The sequence below is a fragment of the Bartonella sp. AP3QHHD genome (assembly GCF_042195765.1).
GTDB lineage: Bacteria > Pseudomonadota > Alphaproteobacteria > Rhizobiales > Rhizobiaceae > Bartonella.
Genome location: NZ_JBHIPC010000085.1, coordinates 213,775 through 237,768 on the forward strand (window position 1 = coordinate 213,775; position 23,994 = coordinate 237,768).

At 38.7% G+C, this 23,994-nt stretch carries 13 protein-coding genes and 1 tRNA gene; 8 read left to right on the forward strand and 6 right to left on the reverse strand.

What is annotated here, in order from left to right:
- The first annotated feature begins 545 nt into the window (after positions 1–545).
- The gene (gene lepA, locus ACFIL7_RS06030; RefSeq protein ID WP_375633739.1) at positions 546–2,351 is read left to right on the forward strand and encodes a translation elongation factor 4; all 1,806 of its coding nucleotides are present in this window, start codon (positions 546–548) and stop codon (positions 2,349–2,351) included.
- Positions 2,352–2,922: 571 nt separating this feature from the next.
- Here lepA and dapD read toward each other — a convergent pair.
- Positions 2,923–3,771: a 2,3,4,5-tetrahydropyridine-2,6-dicarboxylate N-succinyltransferase gene (dapD, locus tag ACFIL7_RS06035; RefSeq protein ID WP_375633678.1), complete on the reverse strand. Its 849-nt coding sequence runs from the start codon at positions 3,769–3,771 to the stop codon at positions 2,923–2,925.
- 106 nt (positions 3,772–3,877) lie between these two features.
- Between dapD and ACFIL7_RS06040 the strand changes: the two genes are divergently transcribed.
- Complete coding sequence (locus tag ACFIL7_RS06040; protein WP_375633679.1) at positions 3,878–4,741, forward strand: LOG family protein; 864 nt, start codon at positions 3,878–3,880, stop codon at positions 4,739–4,741.
- A gap of 32 nt (positions 4,742–4,773) precedes the next feature.
- Here the strand turns inward: ACFIL7_RS06040 and truA are convergent, their stop codons facing one another.
- The 3 genes from truA to def are packed head-to-tail and all read right to left on the reverse strand — an operon-like array spanning position 4,774 to position 6,984.
- Complete coding sequence (gene truA / locus ACFIL7_RS06045) at positions 4,774–5,517, reverse strand: tRNA pseudouridine(38-40) synthase TruA (RefSeq protein ID WP_375633680.1); 744 nt, start codon at positions 5,515–5,517, stop codon at positions 4,774–4,776.
- A gap of 1 nt (position 5,518) precedes the next feature.
- The gene (gene fmt / locus ACFIL7_RS06050) at positions 5,519–6,448 is read right to left on the reverse strand and encodes a methionyl-tRNA formyltransferase (protein WP_375633681.1); all 930 of its coding nucleotides are present in this window, start codon (positions 6,446–6,448) and stop codon (positions 5,519–5,521) included.
- Positions 6,448–6,984, reverse strand: a complete 537-nt coding sequence (gene def / locus ACFIL7_RS06055) for a peptide deformylase (RefSeq protein ID WP_375620854.1) — start codon at positions 6,982–6,984, stop codon at positions 6,448–6,450. Before def ends, fmt begins: the two co-directional genes overlap by 1 nt.
- A gap of 90 nt (positions 6,985–7,074) precedes the next feature.
- Between def and ACFIL7_RS06060 the strand changes: the two genes are divergently transcribed.
- The gene (locus ACFIL7_RS06060; RefSeq protein ID WP_375633998.1) at positions 7,075–8,256 is read left to right on the forward strand and encodes a DNA recombination protein RmuC; all 1,182 of its coding nucleotides are present in this window, start codon (positions 7,075–7,077) and stop codon (positions 8,254–8,256) included.
- 111 nt (positions 8,257–8,367) lie between these two features.
- Positions 8,368–8,955, forward strand: coding sequence for a hypothetical protein (locus tag ACFIL7_RS06065; protein ID WP_375612813.1), 588 nt, complete (start codon positions 8,368–8,370; stop codon positions 8,953–8,955).
- 1,599 nt (positions 8,956–10,554) lie between these two features.
- On the opposite strand, the gene ACFIL7_RS06070 is transcribed toward ACFIL7_RS06065, so the two are convergent.
- A tRNA-Ala gene (locus ACFIL7_RS06070) sits at positions 10,555–10,630 on the reverse strand.
- 117 nt (positions 10,631–10,747) lie between these two features.
- Entirely contained in the window at positions 10,748–11,128 is a 381-nt protein-coding gene (locus ACFIL7_RS06075; protein WP_375611400.1) for a TIGR02300 family protein, read from the reverse strand.
- Between the two features lie 187 nt (positions 11,129–11,315).
- Between ACFIL7_RS06075 and aroA the strand changes: the two genes are divergently transcribed.
- From aroA to ACFIL7_RS06095, 4 genes are all read left to right on the forward strand, one after another.
- Positions 11,316–12,644 (forward strand): 3-phosphoshikimate 1-carboxyvinyltransferase, encoded by a 1,329-nt coding sequence (aroA, locus tag ACFIL7_RS06080; protein WP_375676934.1) that lies wholly within the window; start codon positions 11,316–11,318, stop codon positions 12,642–12,644.
- Positions 12,641–13,288 carry a (d)CMP kinase gene (gene cmk / locus ACFIL7_RS06085; protein ID WP_375633683.1) on the forward strand — a complete coding sequence of 216 codons (648 nt, stop codon included), beginning with the start codon at positions 12,641–12,643 and terminating at the stop codon, positions 13,286–13,288. Before aroA ends, cmk begins: the two co-directional genes overlap by 4 nt.
- Before the next feature lie 133 nt (positions 13,289–13,421).
- Complete coding sequence (rpsA, locus tag ACFIL7_RS06090; RefSeq protein ID WP_026500132.1) at positions 13,422–15,122, forward strand: 30S ribosomal protein S1; 1,701 nt, start codon at positions 13,422–13,424, stop codon at positions 15,120–15,122.
- Positions 15,123–15,348: 226 nt separating this feature from the next.
- Entirely contained in the window at positions 15,349–23,919 is an 8,571-nt protein-coding gene (locus tag ACFIL7_RS06095) for a GH36-type glycosyl hydrolase domain-containing protein (RefSeq protein ID WP_375634002.1), read from the forward strand.
- The last annotated feature ends 75 nt before the right edge of the window (positions 23,920–23,994 follow it).

Consider the following 23,994-nt stretch of genomic DNA (forward strand, 5'->3'; position numbering starts at 1 on the left):
GCTAAAAAAGAAGATTATTGCATACAAATAAAAAAGCATTTCTTGCGAATTTATTGCAAGCCTAAATGATATACACGCCCATCATATAAATATGATAATACATTGATTTATAATTATAATATATCATTATTCACATTGAGTTAGAACCCTGAATACTGTAAAACTTTCTCACTTCAAATCATTTTCATGTTAAATCAATCCAAATCACTTGCTTACACATCACAAGTGGGTGGGGGGCATGTGGGTAAAGACTGTACAAGAAAGGCATATCTCTTATAAACTTTTTCAAGTGTAAAGGATCGTCGTAATATTGGAGGTTGGCAAAGTGTGTGATGGTGCCAGCTTACTACAGCATATGAGTTATCAAATAAGATGTGAAAGGATCATTTTAGCACCCTTGGATTTAATTTAGCAAACAAAAGCCTCATTTTTTAGGCTATAAAAAGTTGTGTTTTGAGAAGCTTTTTAGGTTTATATTCTTTTGATAGAAGCCGGAGCATAATTGGTCTTTGCGTTTTGTATTATTCTTTGCTAAATCGCCTTATATGACAATAGATCGTAATTATATTCGTAATTTTTCCATCGTGGCGCATATTGATCACGGCAAATCCACTTTAGCTGATCGTTTGATTCAAATAACAGGTGGGCTTGATACACGTGAGATGAAAGAACAAGTACTCGATTCCATGGATATTGAGCGTGAACGTGGAATTACTATTAAAGCACAGACGGTACGTTTACACTATAAAGCAAAGAATGGTGAAACCTATATTTTAAATCTTATGGATACACCTGGTCATGTGGATTTTGCTTATGAGGTTTCGCGTTCATTGGCAGCTTGTGAAGGTTCTCTGTTGGTGGTGGATGCAAGCCAAGGCGTAGAGGCGCAGACGTTAGCAAATGTTTATCAAGCCATTGATAATTCCCATGAGTTGGTTGTTGTTCTCAATAAAGTTGATCTTCCAGCAGCAGAACCTGAGCGTGTTAAAGAACAAATTGAAGATGTGATAGGCATTGATACATCTCAAGCAGTAGAAATATCAGCAAAAACAGGTTTGGGTGTTCCTGATGTTCTAGAGGCAATTGTTGCACAATTACCACCTCCACATACAGGCGATGTTGCAAATCCCTTGAAAGCAATGTTGGTTGATAGCTGGTATGACGCCTATCTTGGTGTCATTGTTTTGGTACGGGTGATAGATGGTATTTTAAAAAAAGGACAAACCATTCGTATGATGGGTACAGGAGCAAAATATCCAGTTGAGCGCGTTGGGGTTTTTACACCTAAAATGGTACAGGTTGATGAATTAGGACCAGGCGAGATTGGTTTTATCACTGCTTCTATCAAAGAGGTAGCAGATACACGGGTTGGGGATACGATTACTGAAGAGCGTCGTCCTTGTGAAAATGCTTTGCCTGGTTTTAAGCCGGCGCAACCTGTTGTCTTTTGTGGACTTTTTCCAATTGATGCTGCCGATTTTGATGATTTGCGTGCAGCCATGGGCAAATTACGCTTAAATGATGCGAGTTTTTCTTTTGAAATGGAAACGTCTGCGGCTTTGGGGTTTGGTTTTCGCTGTGGTTTTTTGGGACTTCTGCATCTTGAAATTATTCAAGAGCGATTAGAGCGTGAGTTTAATTTGGATTTAATTGCGACAGCACCTTCAGTTGTTTATCGCATGAATATGAATGATGGTTCTGTTAAAGAGTTGCACAATCCAGCGGATATGCCTGATGTGGTTAAAATTTCTTCCATAGAAGAACCATGGATTCGAGCGACAATCATGACTCCTGATAATTATCTTGGGTCAATTTTAGAGCTATGCCAAGAGCGGCGTGGGGTACAGGTTGGTTTGTCCTATGTTGGAACCCGTGCTATGGTAACGTATGATTTACCACTGAATGAAGTTGTTTTTGATTTTTATGATCGGCTAAAATCGATTTCAAAGGGTTATGCTTCTTTTGATTATCAAATGACAGATTATGCAGAAGGTGATTTAGTTAAAATGTCTATTTTGGTGAATGGAGAGCCTATTGATGCATTATCGATGCTTGTTCACCGCACGATTGCAGAAAAGCGCGGGCGTTCAATGTGTGAAAAACTGAAAGATCTTATTCCTCAGCATATGTTTCAGATTCCAGTTCAAGCGGCTATTGGTGGTAAAGTTATAGCGCGCGAAACGATTCGTGCTTTGCGTAAAGATGTAACAGCGAAATGTTACGGGGGTGATGTTACGCGTAAGCGCAAACTTTTGGAAAAGCAAAAAGAAGGCAAAAAGCGGCTGCGCCAATTTGGAAAAGTAGAAATTCCACAATCGGCATTTATTCAAGCGCTCAAAATGAACAAATAATGAAAAAAGGGTATTTTCTCTCATTGATTGCGCTTTTGCTTTTGTCGATTGGTTCAGGTGTTTAAAGGATACTTTAAATAGAATTGCGCCGTGCTTCATGTTTTTGTGTATTGCGTAATGGTGTCACTTTCTCACGTAAAACAGAATGCTTTAAACAAAATACATTTATGTTGCATATTGGCGTGCTCGTTTTCGTAAATCATCACTCAATACATCAAACTCCATTTCACAACGGGGCTATGAAAAATATAACGTAAAATACACTGTGAATGATATAAAATCCATTTGGCATTACCGCTTTTACGCGTCAGAAAGGTGCAAAGCGTACCCATCATACTCTTTTTCAGCTCAAAATATTATGACAGTCCTTATCATTTGAGAGAATTCATTAAAAGTATTTCACTCTTTTCTTAAAGTGTTTCTTACCCACACACCAACTGCGTTTGTAATGTGTAAGGAAATGATAGTGATTGATTCACTATGAAAGGATTTGAAATGAGAGAATCCTTGTATTCGAGGTTATTATTCAAGTTAAAAAACGATGAAATATTATTATGCATTAATCTTGTGTCTAAGAACGTAAAAGATCATTAATGGATGTTTTTTCTCGTGTTTTTTGATCAACGCGTTTTACAATAACAGCACAATAAAGGCTAGGTCCTGCTTCACCATTTGGTAAAGGTTTTCCAGGGAGAGAACCTGGTACAACCACTGAATAGGCTGGTACTTCACCAATAAAAATTTCACCTGTTGTACGATCAATAATCTTTGTTGATTTTCCAATAAAGACTCCCATTCCCAAAACAGCACCTTCACGGATAATACAGCCTTCAACAATTTCAGAGCGAGCACCGATAAAGCTATGATCTTCAATGATTGTTGGATTTGCTTGCAGTGGTTCTAAAACACCTCCAATACCAACACCGCCAGAAAGATGGACATGTTTACCAATTTGTGCACAAGAACCAACGGTGGTCCATGTATCAACCATTGTGCCCTCATCGATAAAAGCACCAAGATTGACAAAGGATGGCATCAATATAACATTGGGTGCAATGTAAGCAGAATGACGTACAATGGCTCCAGGAACGGAACGGAAATCAGCACTTTTAAAATCTGCCTCTTGCCAACCAGAGAATTTTGAAGGAACTTTATCCCACCAATGTGTCCCATTGATTCCACCAGTAATAATTTGCATAGGATTAAGCCGAAAAGAGAGCAAAACCGCTTTTTTCAACCATTGATGAACATGCCATTGTCCATTTTTTTGTCGTTCTGCAACACGGATTTCACCTTTATCAAGAAGGTTCAATGCATGTTCAACACTCTCACGTATTTCGCCTTTTGTGGTAGTATCGATGGAATCGCGATCGTCAAAAGCTTGTTCGATAATAATTTCAAGTTGTGTGATATGGGTCATGACGAGAGTTCCGTTAAACAAGTTGAAAGCTTCAAGATTTATTCTCTATGAACTACGCGAAGAAATGTGTTCAGTCAATAAAACGATGAGGAAGTAGGACAGGTGCATGAAAAAAGGCTGTAAAGAAAAAAGAAAAAGGGAGCAAGAAAACTGGACACCACTTCTCCATACGAAGGATGCTCTACAACAGATCCATAAAGTCTCTAATTCAGCACAAGTGCGTTCGTCTACTTATCGTTTAGCCTATATCGATCAAGATTTTATGATGCGTCCAGAGCTGCGCTCACAACGTATTAGTCTTGAATTTTTAAAGCCGGAAATAACCCTTAAAGAATATGATATTCAATCAACAGTTGTTTTGTTTGGTGGTGCGCGTATTCCTGAACCTGGGCAAGCAGCGTGGGCTGCAAAGAATGAAATACAAAAGAAAAATTTGCATGCTATGTCACATTATTACGATGAAGCAAGAGAGTTTTCACGTTTGTGCTCACTTTATTCTGCTACGACACAATATCGTGAATTTGTGGTTGTTACGGGGGGCGGACCAGGAATCATGGAGGCGGGAAATCGTGGTGCTTGTGATGTTGGTGCTCCAACGATTGGCTTGAATATTATTTTACCACATGAGCAAGAGCCTAATTCGTATGTGTCGCCGCATTTATGTTTCAATTTTCATTATTTAGGGATGCGCAAAATGCATTTTTTAGTACGAGCGAAAGCCCTAGCCATTTTCCCTGGAGGATTTGGGACTCTGGATGAACTGTTTGAGACATTAACTTTAGTACAGACGGGGCGTATGAAACAGGTACCAATTTTATTGTTTGGCAAAGAATTTTGGAGCAATACTGTCAATTTTGAGTATCTGTCTGCACAAGGTACAATTTCTCCTACTGATATTAATTTTGTAAAATTTGTTAATACAGCAGCAGAAGCTTTTGAAGAAATTCGTTCTTTTTATAAACTGCTTTAACGACTTTTGAGATGTTCACTCTTGAAGGATCATTAATACTCTACTTTGGTTAAATAAAGTCCTGCGGGGGGGGCAACAACACCACAACGTTTACGATCTTTAGCATGAAGAGCTGTTTCGAGATCTTGAGCTGTCCAACGTCCAATACCCACTTCCATGAGGCTTCCTGCGAATGAACGGATTTGATGATGAAGAAAAGAACGAGCTTGTGCATAAAGGAAAATTTCTTCACCTTCTCTTTGAATATCGAGGCGTTCAAGGGTGCGAATAGGGCTTTTGGCTTGGCAGTGTGCTGAACGGAAAGTTGTAAAATCATGTTGTCCTACAAGCTTTTGCGCTGCTTCATGCATGGCGTCAGCATTAAGAGGCTTTGGCAACCACCACACGCGTTTGGCATTTAAGGCTGGTGGAGAGCGACGATTAAGTATTTTAAAAAGATAATGGCGTTTTATAGCGGAAAATCGTGCATCAAAGTCATCAGGGACATTTTCTACGTTTAGGATTGAAATTGCTTCTCCCTGTTTTCGTAAAAGAGCATTGAGCGCATCACGTACAGTATGGGGATGCCAGTTTTTTTCAAAATCAACATGCGCAACTTGTCCCGTAGCATGTACTCCTGCATCCGTTCGTCCTGCTGTTGTTATGGTCAATTGTTGTCCACTAAAGGAAAAGAGTGCTTGTTCAAGAGCTCCTTGTATAGTGTGAAGTTTTGCTTGACGCTGCCAACCAGCATAATTTGAACCATCATATTCAAGAGTGAGTTTAAAACGTGGCATCTTAAAAAACAGCAGAAATATGAGCACCTCGCAAAAATGTTGCGCACTCAAGAATTTTACCGCCAGATCTTTGGAGAGAGGTTATTTCTATCCGTCCTTGCCCACAATGGATAATCAAAGAATCTGGTTCTATCCGTCCAATTTCAAGAGAAGGACCTGTTGTTAAGCGACTATCAAGAATTTTTACACGTTCTTCTCGTCCACCGATATTCATGTTGCACCAGCAACTAGGAGAGGGAGAGAGCGCGCGAATATGCCTATGAATAAACTCTGCAGGTTTTGTCCAATCAATGCGGGTCTCTTCTTTTCTAATTTTGGCCGCATAGGTAATGCCTTCCTCTGATTGTGGGGTCAGTTTAAGTTGTCCTTTTTCAAGAGTTGATAAAGTCTCTACCATAAGTTCTGCGCCAATATGTGAAAGTCTGTTTGAAAGCTCAGCAGTGGTGGTGTTATCAGTAATGGGGATGGAGCGAGAAAGAGCGATAGGCCCCGTATCAAGTCCTTCATCCATTTTCATGATCATGATACCTGTTTCTTTATCACCAGCCATAATTGCTCGTTGAATAGGCGCAGCACCACGCCAACGTGGTAAGAGTGAAGCGTGGGCATTAAAACAACCAAAACGCGGCGTTTCGAGAATAGCTTTAGGTAAAAGGAGTCCATAAGCCACGACAATAGCAGCATCAACAGAAAGTGCTGCAAATTGCTCCTGTTGTTCGGCTGTTTTAAGTGTTTGAGGCGTGAAGACAGGAATGGATTTCTTTTTTGCTACATTGTGAACAGGTGAGGGGATTAATTTAAGCCCTCGACGTCCTGCTGGGCGAGGGGGTTGACTATAAACAGCAACAACATCATGACCTGCATCCAGTAAAGCATGTAAAATAGGAACAGAAAAATCTGGTGTTCCCATAAAACTTAATCGTAAAGCCATTACAAAACTGCTTCCTGCATGTTTTTTTCTTTTGCGCGTTTTTTAAATTTTCGTATCACCATATCGCGTTTGATCTTTGAAATGTAATCAATAAAAAGGCGCCCATCTAAATGATCAATTTCATGCTGCAAGCAAGTTGCTAAGAGATCGTCTGCTTCAATTTCTGTTTGTTTTCCTTCACGGTTCTGATAGCGAACACGAAGGCGTTTAGGACGTTCAACCTCTGCAAAATAATCAGGAATAGAAAGACAACCTTCTTTGTAAATATTACGCTCATCTGAAAGCCATAAAATTTCAGGGTTGATAATAACAAGTGGTTTTTTCTGCTCATCTTCAGAATTTCCAGAGACATCTATAACCAACATACGTAGCGGTATACCAATTTGAATAGCAGCAAGACCAACGCCCTTAGCATTATACATGGTTTCCAACATGTCATCCGCAAGTTTTTGGAGAGCTGAATCGACCTGCTCAACAGGTTTGGACACTTCCCGTAAAATCGGATCAGGTAAAGTAACTAAAGATCTCATTGGCATAAGTAGAGATTAATCAATGGTTTGTTATTGGTCAATATTGAATAACGGATTCTTGCGTTTTTTTACAATAAGAGCGTTATATTACAATTTATGTTTGATTCGTTTTTTTCCATACTCGCTGGTGATTTTTTTTCTAAACTAATGCTTTTGCTTTTATTTATACTTGTCTGTTTGGCATTTTTTATGTTGATACATTCTCATCGAAAAAAAGCATTTTTGGAAAATGAAATTGCTGAACGCGCACGTGAGGCACAAATGCAGATGGCTACTTTGCTGAAAACACAAGCTGAAATGCAAGGACGAATGCAAACGATGGCGGAAATTTTTGGTCAACGGCAAGCTGAATTGAATAAATCACTCAGTGAGCAACTCAATGGGATGACAACAAGCTTAGGCCAAACACTTCAGGTACAGACAAAATCCACTTATGAAAATTTGAATCGTTTGCAAGAACGTTTAGCAGTGATTGATGCAGCACAAAATAATATTCAATCGCTTACGGGACAAGTTGTTCAGTTGCAGTCCATTTTAAGCAATAAGCAGACGCGTGGTACTTTCGGTCAAGGGCGGATGGAAGCAATTATTGCCGATGCCTTACCAACAAACGCTTATGCTTTTCAGGCTGTTCTTTCCAATGGAAAGCGCCCAGATTGTCTCATTCATATGCCCAATAAAGCTCCTTCTCTTGTTGTTGATGCTAAATTTCCTCTGGAAGCTTGGAATGCTATGCGTAAGGCAGAATCAGCGCAAGAGCGTCAAGAGGCAGAACGCCAATTTCGTACCGATATGGAAGTTCATATTCGTGATATTGCACAAAAATATTTGATTCCTGGAGAAACCCATGACACTGCTTTCCTTTTTGTGCCATCTGAATCGATTTTCGCAACAATTTATGAGGACTTTGAGGCATTGGTACAAAAATCCAATAGAGCCCATGTGATTATTGTTTCACCATCTTTGTTGATGCTCTCTGTCCAAGTGGTACAAACCATTATGAAAGATGCGCGGATGCGTGAACAAGCGCATTTAATTCAATCAGAAGTAGCAAAATTGATGGAAGATTTTGGACGAATGGATACGCGTGTTCGCACACTACAGAAGCACTTTCATAAAGCAGGTGAAGATATAGAGGGAATTTTGATATCGTCCTCCAAAATCATGAAACGGGCAAATCGCATTGAAACTGTTGAATTAAAAGAAAATTACTCTGAACCAACAAAAATGACAACATTGGCTCAGTCGCAAACATTGCGTTTTGCTGATGAGGAATAAAGCAAAGCAAGCTTCTTAAATATTACAAGTTAGATCATGTTCTTTATTGATTGGTAATCATTTTTTAGTATCTCTATCTTGTTTTATTTCTTAAACGAGAGGAATAGGAATATGCGACACCTTTTGTTTTTAGGGGCACTGGTGTTTTTGCTAGAGGGATGTGCAACAACCACTCCCATCCACACAAATAATGCTTGTGCTATTTTAGCACAAAAAAATGGTTTTTTTGACAATTGGGGTAAGGTGTCTCAAAGAGCGGAAATGCGCTATGGAATTCCTATGCCTATTATTCTTGCAACCATTAAGATGGAATCGAGCTTTCGTCACAATGCACGTCCTCCACGCAAAAAACTACTTGGTTTTATACCATGGAAGCGTCGGTCGACAGCTTATGGTTATGCTCAAGCGCTTGATAGTACATGGGCAATGTATCTTCGCTCTACAGGAAAGTCTTTTGCATGGCGTACGAATTTCGCAGATGCTGCTGATTTTGTTGCTTGGTATCATAGCCAAAGTGTTCAACGCAATGGGGTGAGGTTTGATGATGCATATAGCCTTTATTTAAATTATCATATGGGGCATGGTGCTTATGCACGTAGTGGTGGGCATGTCAGTGCTGCGCTTTCACAGACAGCACAGCGCATGGCAAGGATATCGAGGCTCTATGAGCAGCAATTAAAAAGATGTGGATGGCATTAGGGAAGATTTTTGAAAATCTCAATCAGGGAATTGATGGGATAAAATTATTCAAAAGCAAAATTCCGCATAATATGATAAAATAGTGTCGTTTTTCCGATCGTTCAATGAAATAAATTGTTATTTTTTAGAATAAACTCAAGCGACAGAAAGCTTTTGCAATACACAATATATTTGAAGATACTCTCGACATTTTTACCTCCTTTGTTAAAAAAATTTATAATAGAAACCATCTTCTATTTAGTGTTGGCATTTCGCATTGGGCTAAGTACTAGAGGTTATTGAAGAAAAATTTTAAAATATAATATCATTTTTTATTTTCATTATGCGTATTACTGGCTGATTATTATATGAATATTTTCTTTGTTAAGCGTATAAAATAGCAATTAAAACAAATGCAATTCGGGCATCATAAAAAGGGTAAAATATTCAATATAAAAAAACGAGAAATGCATTAAACGAAAAAACGTTGTTTTGTATAAAGAGGGCGCTACAGTCTTCAAAAAAACTAAGTGTATTTAGTATTGTATGAAATAAAACATACTCGTCCATCCAGTTCATCTTAATTGAAAGAAGTTATCTTATTGTATTGTAAAAACACTCCCGTTTATAGGATGATAAGGTATATGCAACTTTACACACAATGAATACTCAGGGTAGGGAGTATTCAGAGAAAGATTTGTAACGCCTATGAAGTAACAAGTCAGTCTCCAATGTTGTGATAGCTTTTGCATTTGAGAATATTTATGAGAAGCATTTTTATTCTTTTTCTTAAATGGTTTAAGATGTTGATTTATAAAGATAATATATCGTTATTCATATTAAAGTAAGAATCTCGAATGGCGTAGGGTTTTATCGTTTCAGATTTCTTGAGGCTGAATCAATAAAACCATTGGCTTGCACATAACAAGCACAATGGGTATGTGGATAAAAACTGTGAAAGAAAAGACTAAAAATGTTTTTTTATGAACATACATTCTCAAATGTAAGAATTATCCGTAACATTGGGAATTAGCACATATAATGATGGCACCACTTTGCTCTTACACCTCGACCTTGTTTGTGACGTGCAAGGAAAAAATTAATTGATTCAATATATTATTTAAGTGTTAATATACCTTAGTATTGAGCAGGTATACGCTACTCAAGGTGGATAATTTTTAATTGGCAGAACATCTGATCAAGCTAAAAATACTCGAAAAAAGTTCTGATTCGCAATAATTGAGAAGTATATTTTAATATTTTATTCTCTACTCTTTGTTTAAGTACTTCATATCTTTTAAAAAGATACCGGTAACCAACATATTATGATATTTGTGGAAATATTGTGGTAAAGGAAATTCAAATTTTGTCCTTTAAGACAAGGCGCAGGTTAAACAGCTCATTTTCTATTTCTGTGCAAAGCATAAAAAAATTATCTACTTTCACGGTTGCGACAGTAAATTTTATAATCCAACAAATGATTAAAAATGTATTATAATATCATTAAAATGCAAGGAACAGGCGCTATTGGAATGATAATTAAATAGCACATAAACCTTTTAAATTGATGCACACATCTTTTATTATAATTGATTCCCTTGATAGAACAGTTGGTCTTTTTGGTGGAGCTAAGCGGGATCGAACCGCTGACCTCTCGCATGCCATGCAAGCGCTCTCCCAGCTGAGCTATAGCCCCTATAAAAACAAATTGTCCCAAAAAGACAGTATACAATTCCAGCTTTTCTAGAACGATCAAAATTGAAGATCAAGAAGAATTTACATTCAATGGAAAAGATGTCCTCTTTTACTTCTTTTAAGCATCGTCATCATTAGAAACACCGCCTCCGAGAATATCAGTAACGTCATCATCTTCATCGTCACCATCATGAGACAAAAATGTATCATCATCATCACCAAGATCTACATCACTATCTTCTAAATCAGGAAGATCGTCATCTTTAGAATCCACATCATCATCTTCAAGAAGCATAAAAGCAGATTTTTCAAGTGCTGTATCAAGCTCTTCAGTATCAACTTCTTCTTCATTATTTGCTTCAGCTGCTGCAACTTCAAAGTAAGAACGCGGATAAGAAATTCCTGTATAGGGCGACACAATAGGATCGCGATTTAGATCGTAAAATTTTTTTCCTGTTTCTGGATCAACACGTTTAGTTCCAAGTTCTTGTTTTGCCATAAACCGTGCCTCTTTGATTAACTATTATTCCATTAAAAGATAAATTTTATGGTGCTTAATCGAAAAATAATACCTTTGTCAAAGATAAATACACTGTTCCACAGTGATTTTTTCATGACGTCTTTTAAAGCATGTGCTAAAGGATGCACAATTTGATAAAAGTTAGATAGAATTAAATAGAATTTCCATGCAAAAAGCAATCCCTATAACCACCTATAAATCGAGTAGTCTCTCTGGAAAAATTCAAATACCAGGAGATAAATCAATCTCTCATCGCTCTCTTATATTGGGAGGATTAGCAAGTGGTGAGACATATATTCATGGATTACTTGAAAGCGCTGATGTACTCAATACAGCTGCTGCTATGCAAGCTATGGGTGCCTGTATTATTAAAAAAGAAGACTTCTGGATCATACGAGGAACAGGGAATGGTTGCCTTTTAGCTGCACAAAAACCTTTAGACTTTGGAAACGCTGGAACAGGTGCTCGTTTGGTTATGGGAATGGTTGGTCCGTATCATATGAAAACAACCTTTATTGGTGATGCTTCTCTCTCTAAACGTCCAATGGGACGTATCCTTGATCCACTGCGTCTCATGGGGGTTGAAATTGAGGCAACGCGCGACGATCACCTTCCTTTAACGCTTTATGGTCCGAAAATGGCTAATCCGATTCGTTATCGTGTTCCAATAGCTTCCTCCCAAATTAAATCAGCAATCCTGCTTGCTGGACTCAATACCGCCGGCACTACAACTGTTATTGAACCAGTTCTGACACGAGATCATACGGAAAAAATGTTAAAAGCATTCGGTGCGCAACTTGAAATAGAAAAAGATAACGAAGGTGCGCGTTTGATTTATCTTAATGGTCAACCCCATCTTACTGGACAAACGATTCATATTCCGGGTGATCCTTCTTCTGCTGCTTTTCCAATTATCGCAGCCCTTCTTATAGAAGACTCTGATATCACCATTGAAAATGTTTTGATAAATAACTCTCGAATAGGACTTATCGAAACATTGTGGGAAATGGGTGCTCAAATTGAATTTTTGAACCGACGTCAAACAGGTGGAGAGGATGTTGCTGATCTACGGATAAAATCATCGGTCCTTAGAGGCGTTACGGTGCCCAAAGAACGTGCTTCATCGATGATAGATGAATATCCTGCTTTGGCAGTAGCAGCAGCCTTTGCAGAAGGCAAAACAGTTATGCTAGGAATTGAAGAATTGCGTGTAAAAGAATCAGATCGATTGTCTGCTGTTGCTCAAGGATTAAAAATTAATTGCGTAGACTGTGAAGAAGGTCAAGATTTTCTTATTGTTTATGGAAAAGGTTCTGCCAAAGGTTTGGGGGGTGGGTATGTTGCCACACATCTTGATCATCGAATTGCTATGTGTTTTCTCATTTTTGGGCTTGTATCAGAAAAACCTGTTACCATTGATGATAAACGAATGATTGCTACGAGCTTTCCAGAATTTATTCCTTTTATAAAACAACTTGGGGGAAAAATCGCGTGAAGCCTTTTGTTATCGCCATTGATGGACCTGCTGCCTCAGGCAAAGGAACCTTAGCATGCAAAATTGCTGCACATTATCGCCTTCGTCATCTCGATACTGGTCTTACTTATCGTAGTGTTGCTCATACGCTTTTACAGCAAAATTTAGCTCTTAATGATGAAAAAAATGCTATTATTTATGCTAAAGGACTTGATTTTAACACCTTAAATCCTGCTCTTCTTTCTTCTCATGAACTTGGTGAAGCGGCTTCAAAAATAGCAATTAACCCTGCTGTACGCAAAATTCTTGTCGAAAAACAACGCAACTTTGCTAAAGTTTTGCCCGGCTGTGTGCTTGATGGGCGTGATATCGGAACGATTGTTTGTCCTGATGCCGATATCAAGTTTTATATTCTAGCCAATGTTCAAACACGCGCCAAACGCCGCTACCAAGAGATTTTAAAAAAAGGTGTTCAAGCAAATTATCATGAAATCCTAGCTCAACTTGAACAGCGCGACAGTCGCGATATAACGCGCAAACAAAGTCCACTAAAACCAGCAAAAAACGCCCACTTGCTTGATACGTCAGAATTGAGTATAGAAGCAACATTTGAAATTGCATGCAGCTTTATTGATCCAATCATAAAAATGCATATAATTGGATAAATTCGTTAAGGTAACTTCCAGCCTAGCGCTAACTTTTTTTCCTTTATTCAAGGAAAAAGGCTAGGGAGTTATTTATGTTAACACTAACCTAGCGCTCATACCTTATAATACAAGGTATATATTAGGAGTTCCTATGTCACAATACAATCCCACAACAGCGGATTTTGAAGCCCTTTTAACAGAATCTTTTCAAACTAATGATCTTAATGAAGGATCTGTTGTTAAAGGTCGTGTTATTGCAATCGAAAAAGACATGGCCATTATTGATGCTGGTCTTAAAGTCGAAGGACGTATTCCTCTCAAAGAATTTGGAGCTAAAGCAAAAGATGGTTCTTTGCAAGTTGGCGATGAAGTTGAGGTTTACATTGAACGCATTGAAAATGCGATGGGTGAAGCTGTTTTATCGCGTGAAAAAGCACGGCGCGAAGAAAGTTGGGTCCGTTTGGAGGAAAAATTCAATGCTGGTGCACGCGTTGATGGAGTGATCTTTAGCCAAGTAAAAGGTGGTTTTACAGTCGATCTTGATGGTGCCGTTGCTTTCTTGCCTCGCAGCCAAGTTGATATTCGTCCCATTCGTGATGTTTCACCTCTCATGCATAATTCACAGTCCTTTGAAATTTTGAAGATGGATCGTCGTCGTGGCAATATTGTGGTCTCACGCCGCACTGTTTTAGAAGAAAGTCGCGCTGAGCAACGTTCAGAAATCGTACAAAATCTTGAAGAAAACCAAATCGTTGAAGGTGTGGTGAAAAATATTACAGATTATGGTGCCTTTGTTGATCTTGGTGGGATTGATGGTCTCTTGCACGTTACAGATATGGCATGGCGGCGTGTTAATCACCCATCTGAAGTGCTCACAATTGGCCAAACGATTAAAGTGCAGATTATTCGCATTAATCAAGATACGCACCGTATTTCTCTTGGAATGAAACAGCTTGAAAGTGATCCTTGGGAAAGCATCAGTGTCCGGTATCCGATTGGTAAAAAAATTACGGGTGCTGTTACCAACATTACTGATTACGGTGGTTTTGTTGAAATTGAACCAGGAATTGAAGGGCTGATCCATGTTTCTGAAATGAGCTGGACAAAGAAAAATGTTCATCCTGGAAAAATTCTGTCTACATCACAAGAAGTAGAAGTGGTTGTTCTTGAGATTGATCCTTCTAAACGGCGTATTTCTCTTGGCTTAAAGCAAACATTTGAAAATCCATGGGAAGCTTTTGCCAATAAATTTCCTGTCAATTCGCAAATTGAAGGAGAGGTCAAAAATAAAACAGAATTTGGTCTGTTTATTGGGCTTGAAGGCGATGTTGACGGTATGGTTCATTTGTCTGATCTTGATTGGAATCGTCCTGGTGAACAAGTTATTGATACTTACAATAAAGGCGATATCGTTAAAGCTGTGGTCCTTGATGTTGATATTGAAAAAGAGCGCATTTCTCTTGGAATTAAGCAGCTTTCCAGTGATAAAGTTGGAGAAGCTGCTGCTTCTGGCGAATTGCGAAAAGGTGCAGTTGTAACATGCGAAGTGATTGCTGTTAACGACAATGACATTGGTGTGAAATTGATTGACCACAACCTTGAGACAACCATTCGGCGTGCTGATCTTGCGCGTGATCGTGATGAGCAACGTCCTGAGCGTTTCGCAATTGGGCAAAAGGTTGATGCTCGCATCACAGCATTTGATAAAAAAACACGTAAAATTTCAGTATCGATTAAAGCTTTAGAAATTGCAGAAGAAAAAGAAGCTGTTGCACAATATGGTTCTACAGATTCAGGTGCTTCTCTTGGTGATATTTTGGGTGCAGCTTTGAAAAAACAAGAACAAGATTAATCATCAATCATTAAAGTTGGTTTTATTATTAAGGTCACTCATTAGGAGTGACCTTTTTATTTTCTAAAAAAATTGTCTGCTTATTTTTAAATTATTGAAACAAAAATTATAAATGCTTGCAAATAAAAACAAAAAGTTTGTTTTTTATCTAACAACGGTTCACTATTCAGATAAAATGCTTAAAATTTAAATAAAAAACGATGTAATTGAATAACAATGGGACACTATGACGTGCATAATACCTTTCATAAAGTGCTTTTTTTCTCAAAAAGAGAAAAAAGATCATTTTATTAATACGGATTTTCCTCTTCGTGCAATTTATAAGGTACAGGAAGATCTTTATAACTTAGGGCATGATATAGCTTCTGGTAAAGAAATTTTACTCCCTGAATATGAAGGAGTAGGAGATTTTCGCAAGAGATTGAATGAAAATGCTAAACTTATTCTTCATGCCTTTCATACCAGTGATTTTGCTGCTCGAAATGATGAAACTATCGCACCATCTGCTCAATGGCTCATTGATAATCATTACACCATTGATAAAACCATACAAAAGCTACGTTGTAATCTACCCAAGTCCTTCATAAAGCAACTTCCTCTTTCTACACACAAAGCCGGAATACCACGAATTTTTGCTTTAACTTGGCTTTATATTGCGCATACCGATAGCAGCTTTTCACAAGAAACACTCACTGCTATGACCAACGGATTTCAAGAAGTTTGTGCGCTCACAATTGGTGAATTGTGGGCTCTTCCTTCAGTTATGCAAATGCTGCTCATTGAAAATGTCCGTCGTCTTTCAGTACGTATCGAAAAAGCACGACATATGCGCCATCTTGCTAGTCAAGTTGCAGATAAAATTTCTCTTGTAAAAAATAAAACAAATCTACACTCTCTTTTTACGCAGTATAAATCATTTATTGTTGATCCAACTTTTTCAGCACATTTATTCTATCGCCTGCGCAGTGCATCTGTCGATTCAACCGTAGCATTAACTTGGCTTGAAAAGCAATTGAAAAGCCAAGGCAGTAGCTTAGAGATTGCAACAGCCGATGAACATACCCGACAAGCAGCAGATGGTGTGACCATGGGTAATATTATCCGTGCTCTTAAAGCTATAGATGATGTTGATTGGACAGCATGGTTTGAAACAGTGAGTTGTGTCGATTCTATTTTGCGTAAAAATAGTGATTTTTCTGAAATTGATGCTCACTCACGCAATATTTATCGACAAGTCATTGAAAAAGTTTCTCGCTTTTCGCCTCTTAGTGAACTGGAAGTTGCACATAAAGTTGTAGAAATGGCAAATTCCACTTCTAAAGATATGCCTCATCATTCTTGTGTGGGGTGGTACCTTGTTGATGATGGTTGTGGTATATTTGAAAAGGCTTGTGGATATATTCCGCCCTTTCTCATAAAATGGACACGCGCTTCCTGTTGCTCAAAATTGAGAGTCATCGCCATTCCTGTCTCTTTTCTGACGCTTGCTCTTTTGCTTGTAATTTACGCCCTTTTACAGCTATCTGGCATGACACAATGGATGTCTTTTTGCTTTACTGTATTGGCGCTTTTTCCTGCTATCGATGCTGCTTTTGCTTTATTTAATACTGTTGTTTCGTGGTTTGTCCCATCAAGACAACTCATTGGTTATGAATATAAAGAAGGTATTCCAAAACATGCACGGATAATGGTTGTTGTACCTACTTTGATGACATCACGCGATGATATTGATGAACAAGTGCGCAATCTTGAAGTGCACTATCTTTCCAATCCTAAAGGTGCCATTCATTTTGCACTCATTACAGATTGGGTGGATGCTCCATTGAGAGAAACGCAAGATGATCTTGATTTATTGCACTATGCGCAAAAGAATATTGATAAACTCAATAATCGTTATCATCGTGATGAACTTCCGCTTTTTTTCCTTTTACATCGCCGACGCCTTTATAATACAAGCGAAAAATGTTGGATGGGATGGGAACGAAAGCGAGGAAAACTTCATGAACTTAATCGACTCTTAAGAGGCGATAAAAATACAAGCTTTTATCCTCCCAATCCACGTCTTCCTATGGATTGCCGTTTTGTTATGACGCTGGATTGTGATACACGTCTTACTCCAGAGAGCGTCGCGAAACTTGTTGGAAAGCTTAACCATCCACTCAATCATCCCGTTTTTGATCTACAAAGTGGAAAGGTTGTAAAGGGCTATAGCATTTTACAACCACGCATTATTCCTTCTCTTACAACAGGAAAAAAAACATCAATTCTCCAACGGGTTTTTTCTATAAACCGTGGCATTGATCCTTATGTTTTTGCTGTTTCTGATACTTATCAAGATCTTTTAGGAGAAGGCACCTTTATCGGTAAAGGTCTTTATAATATTGATGCATTTGAACAAGCGCTTGATGGCAAAATTAAAGAAAATACTACTCTTAGTCATGATCTCTTAGAAGGAGGTTATGCTCGTACTGCTCTGGTAAGTAGCATAGAAGTCATTGAAGACTATCCAACCGCTTACAATATTGATGTTATGCGTTATCATCGTTGGGTCCGCGGTGATTGGCAGCTTTTGCCTTATCTTTTTTCCCACCGTCAAATAAGTTCCGTGACGCGTTGGAAAATGCAGGATAATTTACGTCGTTCTCTCACTCCACTTATGTGGTTAATCGCAGCATTTGCAGGATGGGCTTTTTTGTCTTTAAAGAGTGCAATCGTCTGGCAACTATTCTTGTTGTTTAGCTCCTTCATTTCACCCATTCTATGTGTATTAAAAACGCTTGTCTCATCCAATATAGATCATTCTTTGCGTGGACATTTTCAATTAATTTGGAACAAAATTGCTCTTACAAGCGCTGATATATTTCTTAAAACGACGTTTCTTGCTCATTCGGCGTATTTTATGACCGATGCGATTATTCGTACACTCTATCGTATGACGATTTCAAACCAGCATCTTCTTGAATGGAAAACTTCTGCCGCAACAAAATCAATGCCCAATAGTTTGCGTGTCTATGTTTTTACAATGGCACCAGCATCGCTTATTGGTATTCTTACTATAGCACTCCCTCTTTTTTCTGATAGTTTTGCAAGCTTGGTTGCTTTGCCTTTTGGGATAGCATGGTTTTTTTCACCCTTTATTGCTTGGATTGTGAGTCAACCTTCAACCTTTCAAGATAGCCTTGATCTTTCTTCAAAAGATGAAAAAAAACTTCGCTCTATTGCACGGCGGACATGGCTTTATTATACAACCTTTGTCAATGCACAAAACAACCATCTGCCTCCCGATAATTTTCAAGAAGATCCTGAACCTCTTGTTGCTCAACGTACATCGCCTACGAATATTGGCGTTTATCTCCTTTCTATTATTGCAGCACGTGATTTTGGCTGGATTGGTTTTGAAGAGACCATCACCCGTATTGAATGTACATTACGCTCTCTTACAAAAATGGAAAAGTTTCGTGGTCATCTCTATAATTGGTATGAAACGGAGACACTCAGGCCTCTTTTGCCTACTTATGTATCAACCGTTGATTCAGGAAATCTTGCCGGTCATTTGGTAACACTCTCTTCTGCTTTAAGTGAATGGGCTGAAAAACCGCCTCTTTTTTTCCAAAGTGATCGAGAAGGCTTATCGGATGTTCTTGCTATTCTTGAAGAAACTGTCAGAGAAGTTCCAGATCATCAACCCAGTTTACGCTCTTTACGCCAAAAAATCGAAGAAAACATCACTCGTTTTCATGACTCTGTCTTCACTTTTTTAGAACAAGAAAATACGGTCCCTTCTCACATCATAGATCTTTCACTTGCAGCCCACGATATTGTGCACTTAGTCGGTGAACTTGACCACAAAATTCAAACGATAGAATCTGCTCGTGCGCTTTCTTGGGCTAAATGCCTTATCGACACCTGTAACGCTCATCATCATGATGCGACTGCTCATTGTGATACTGAAAAATTACGTAAAAACCTAAACAGGCTGGCTATAATGGCACGGCAAATAGCCTTTGATATGAAATTTGACTTTTTAGAACAGCCTAAACGGCATCTCTTATCCATTGGATATCGTGTTCAAGAAAACAAACTCGATGAAAATTGTTATGACCTACTTGCTTCAGAAGCACGTCTTGCAAGCTTTTTTGCCATCGCAAAAGGAGATATAAAACTTAAACATTGGTTTCGTCTTGGTCGACTTCTCGTACCCATAGGTGGGAAAGGTGCACTCCTATCATGGTCTGGATCAATGTTCGAATATCTTATGCCATCTCTCGTAATGCATGAACCTTTAGGGTCTCTCTTAGATCAAACAAATCGATTGATTATTCGTTGTCAAATACAATATGCCCATAAACGGGAATTGCCATGGGGTATTTCAGAAGCCGCATTTAATGCTCGCGATCATTTAATGAATTACCAATACGCTCATTTTGGTGTTCCAAACCTCGGACTCCAACGTGGTCTTTCACGCAATGCTGTCATTGCTCCCTATGCCAGCCTTCTAGCGGCACAATATGCTCCTGCTTGCGCTGTCGCTAATTTAAAACGACTCCGTGATCTTGGAGCTTTAGGAACATATGGTTATTATGACTCTGTTGATTTTACTCCAACACGCGTGAAAACAGGGGAAAAATACGCCATTGTACGCAATTATTATGCGCACCATCATGGTATGTCTATTCTTGCTCTTAACAATGTTATTTTTCAAGGGCGAATGCGTGATCGTTTTCACCGTGATCCCGTTATTGAAGCAACACAATTGCTCTTACAGGAAAGAGCGCCTCATCTCATTCCTATTATTCATACCAAAGCTGTTAATCGTATGCGCAATAAGTCTCAAGCATTTGACGCAGCCCCTTTGCGCATTATTACAAACCCGTTACTCAAACCACGAGCAACTTTACTTTTGTCTAATGGCTTTTATTCTACCATGTTAACAGCGAATGGTTCTGGTTACAGCCGTTGGCACGATTATGCGATTACGCGCTTTATTCCTGATGCAACAGAAGATCAACAAGGTACTTTATTCTTCTTACGTGATACGCATAGTGGACGGTGGTGGTCTGTTACTGGTGAGCCAACACGTGTTATTGAAGAAGAAGCTGTCAGCATTTTTACAGATGAAAAGGCTGAATATACAAAAATGGTTGATGGTATTAAATCAACACTTGAATGTCTTATTACATCTGAAGGATGTGGCGAAGGGAGACGTATTCAATTGATGAATACGACAAATAAAGACCGACTCATTGAAGTGACTTCTTATGGTGAATTAGCGCTTGCAACGATGGATACAGACCAAGTTCATCCTGTTTTTTCCCGTATGTTTATAGAGACAGAAATTACTGAAGAAGGTAAAACAATTTTTGCCAAAAGGCGCAAACGCTCGCCTAGTGATCCTGAAATCTATGTTGCCCATTTTGTTTCTAGTACAACAGATATTCTCCAAGAGACAGAAGCTGAAACAGATCGCTCTCTGTTTATTGGTCGGGGGCGATCCATTCATCGGCCCACTGCATTTGACCAAAATGCTCGTTTCAGTAATAGTCAAGGTTGTGTTCTTGACCCTGTTATGTCATTGCGATGCCGTATAAAAATTTCAGCCCATGAAAAAGCAGAACTTATTTTTTGGACTTTTGCTGCTCATACAAAAGAAGCGCTAAATAATCATATTAAACATTATCGACAACCTGATATGTTTCAAAAAGAACTTTCAATGGCATGGACGCGCTCACAAGTCGCACTGTATCAGAGCGGAACCCAGCTTAAAGAAGCTATTATCTATCAAAAATATGCAACACCGCTTATTTATCCAGAAAGAACGTGGCGTCTTCCTTCTGAAATATTAGCAAAAACGATAGGAAAACAGTCTAATCTTTGGCCTATGTCTATCTCAGGAGACAATCCACTCTGTCTTCTTAGATTAAATAACGAGGGAAATATAACTGTACTGCGCGAGCTCCTTAAAGCACATGAATATTGGCGTATGCGCGGACTCATTGTTGATTTGGTCATTCTTAATGAACAAACATTTTCCTACATACAAAATACACAACGCGCTCTTGAGTGGGTCTGTGAATCTTATTATCACCACACGCAAAAAGCAGATGAACGCCAACATATTTTCATGCTTCGACGCGATCAAATGAGTGAAAATAGTTTTAAAACGCTTCTTGCATCAGCGCGTATCGTTCTTGATGCCCAAAATGGCTCTTTATCTGAACAACTTAAACGACTTGATGAGAATGATTTTAATCTCACAGTTCGTAAAAATTATCAAGAATCTTATGATCAATTAAACTTGCCAAGATATAACGAAGGACAGCAATTTACAACACAAACTGAACAAAATCTTTTTTCTTCCATTGGTCTTATTAGCCAACAAAAACCATCCTCTTTTCTCCCAAATGGAGAAGATCTAAGATATTGGAATGGTTACGGTGGTTTTAATCAGCACAATCATTATGTAATACGTCTTCATGGACGTACCACTACACCGCATCCGTGGATTAATGTCATTGCTAATCACAGATTTGGTTTTCATGTCTCTGCTGAAGGTGCAATTTTTACTTGGGCTAACAATAGCCGCGATTATCAACTAACTCCTTGGGCGAATGATCCAACGTCTAACCGACCAGGAGAAGCTCTTTATCTGGTTGATCGCCAGTCTTTAAAACGTTTCTCACCCGTTTCTACTGTTGAATGTGACGAAAATATTGTCTATGAGGCTTGTCATGGGTTTGGATTCTCAACTTTTAAATCAACACATTCAGAAATCGCATTAGAACTGACTCATACACTTGATCCCGAAAAACCTATTCGCTTTTCACGTCTTATCCTTACGAATGAAGGGAAAAAACCACGCAGTTTACGCCTTTATAATTATGTTGAATGGGTTTTGGGAAATGTCCGTACAAAATATGCCCCCTTTATTGTTTCCTCTTATGAGGACAGATGGGGTGCACATTTTATTCAAAATCCCTATCACATCGAGAAATCTCAACAAGTTACATTTTTATCAGCATCCGAAATGCCAACCAGCACTACGACCAATCGCGCTGAATTTATTGGTGCAACGGGAACCGTAACACGTCCAAATGCGATCCGTAAAGCCGGTGCTCTTTCGAATACCATTGAAGCAGGATGTGATCCTTGTTCAGCATTCGCTTATGATATTGATCTTCAACCAGGGCAAACAAAAGAAATCATATTCTATCTTGGTAGTGCTGAAAATAGGCAAGAAGCTGAAAAATTACTCAATCAAGTACGTGCAAGTGATTTTGAAATTCAGCTCACAAAACAAAAACAGCAATGGAGTGATTTTGTTTCTCCTTTCCAAGTCAAAACACCTGATGCTTCTTTTAATCTTATGGTCAACCATTGGCTTCCTTATCAAATCTACGCATGCCGCATCATGGCACGCGCAGGCTTTTACCAAGCGAGTGGTGCATTTGGTTTTCGTGACCAGTTACAAGATAGCTTGTCTTTGTTATTGCTGGAACCACAATTAGCACGTGAACAATTGTTAAATGCAGCAGCGCACCAATTTCTTGAAGGTGATGTGCAACATTGGTGGTTGCCTGACACAAATGCTGGTGTTCGTACATACATTTCTGATGATATCGTTTGGCTTGCATATGCAACAGCTCTTTATGTCACTACCACTGGTGATGACGCTTTTCTTGATACGCTCATTCCTTTTATTGAAGGTGATGTTCTCAAAAGTGGGCAACAGGATGCTTATTTTCAACCCACCCAATCCTCAAAGGTTGCAACAGTTTATGAACATTGTGCTTTAGCTTTAGACCTTGCCATTAAACGCTGCGGACCACATGGTCTCCCTCTTATTTTAGGTGGGGATTGGAATGATGGTATGAATTTGGTTGGTGTGGAAGGAAAAGGCGAAAGCATTTGGTTAGGATGGTTTCTTGGGTACACATTACAAGCATTTATCTCTTTAGCCCAAAAACGTGGTGATAATAGCCATATGCAAATATGGAGTACGTACCTTGAACATTTAACAAAATCCCTAGAGAAAAACGGTTGGGATGGTGCTTGGTATCGACGTGGTTATTTTGATGATGGAACACCTCTTGGCTCTAAAATCAATGATGAATGTCAAATTGATACCATTGCTCAATCTTGGGCTGTCATTTCTCAAATGGCATCGCCTGAACGTCAAAAACAAGCGATGAAATCAATGTTGGAACAGCTCTATGATAAAAAAGGCGGACTCATTCGCCTTTTTTGGCCGCCTTTTGATAAAAGTACGCTCGAGCCTGGTTATATAAAAGGTTATCCTCCAGGAATTCGAGAAAATGGTGGTCAATACACGCATGGTGCCATTTGGAGTATTTTTGCGTTGGCTGAAATGGAACAAAACGATAAAGCTTATGCTTTATTTTCTATGATAAACCCAATTACCCATGGACAAGATCCTGAAATTTATCGTGTTGAACCTTATGTGATGGCCGCAGATATTTATGCTGTTGAACCACGATGTGGTCAAGGCGGTTGGACTTGGTATACAGGTTCAGCCGGTTGGTTTTATCGCGCCGCAACACAAGCTATTCTTGGAATACAGCGTCAGGGAGACCTATTGTTTTTGCAGCCACATTTACCCTCTATTTGGCCAAAATATGAAGCAACAATGAAGTTTTATGATGCCGTTTATCGCATTAAAGTAAAATGGGGACCTAAAAATATGCTCTATGTTAATAGCAAAGAATATACCGAAGTTCATATAGGGATAAAGTTACAAAAAACAGGTCAGCATGAAATTATGCGTATTGTCAAATCTTAAAGATGAAAAAAGAGAGCAGGCTTTTTATTCTTGCCCAAAACTGTAGAGTTGTTATATTGCACCGTCTATATTAGC

Bases quoted from the DNA above. Each gene is read 5' to 3' on its own strand.
- ACFIL7_RS06060 (WP_375633998.1), top strand. From the start codon at position 7,075: ATGTTTGATTCGTTTTTTTCCATACTCGCTGGTGATTTTTTTTCTAAA.
- def (WP_375620854.1), bottom strand. From the start codon at position 6,984: ATGCCAATGAGATCTTTAGTTACTTTACCTGATCCGATTTTACGGGAA.
- rpsA (WP_026500132.1), top strand. From the start codon at position 13,422: ATGTCACAATACAATCCCACAACAGCGGATTTTGAAGCCCTTTTAACA.
- fmt (WP_375633681.1), bottom strand. From the start codon at position 6,448: ATGGCTTTACGATTAAGTTTTATGGGAACACCAGATTTTTCTGTTCCT.
- ACFIL7_RS06040 (WP_375633679.1), top strand. From the start codon at position 3,878: ATGAAAAAAGGCTGTAAAGAAAAAAGAAAAAGGGAGCAAGAAAACTGG.
- ACFIL7_RS06065 (WP_375612813.1), top strand. From the start codon at position 8,368: ATGCGACACCTTTTGTTTTTAGGGGCACTGGTGTTTTTGCTAGAGGGA.
- truA (WP_375633680.1), bottom strand. From the start codon at position 5,517: ATGCCACGTTTTAAACTCACTCTTGAATATGATGGTTCAAATTATGCT.
- ACFIL7_RS06075 (WP_375611400.1), bottom strand. From the start codon at position 11,128: ATGGCAAAACAAGAACTTGGAACTAAACGTGTTGATCCAGAAACAGGA.
- ACFIL7_RS06095 (WP_375634002.1), top strand. From the start codon at position 15,349: ATGACGTGCATAATACCTTTCATAAAGTGCTTTTTTTCTCAAAAAGAG.
- aroA (WP_375676934.1), top strand. From the start codon at position 11,316: ATGCAAAAAGCAATCCCTATAACCACCTATAAATCGAGTAGTCTCTCT.
- lepA (WP_375633739.1), top strand. From the start codon at position 546: ATGACAATAGATCGTAATTATATTCGTAATTTTTCCATCGTGGCGCAT.
- dapD (WP_375633678.1), bottom strand. From the start codon at position 3,771: ATGACCCATATCACACAACTTGAAATTATTATCGAACAAGCTTTTGAC.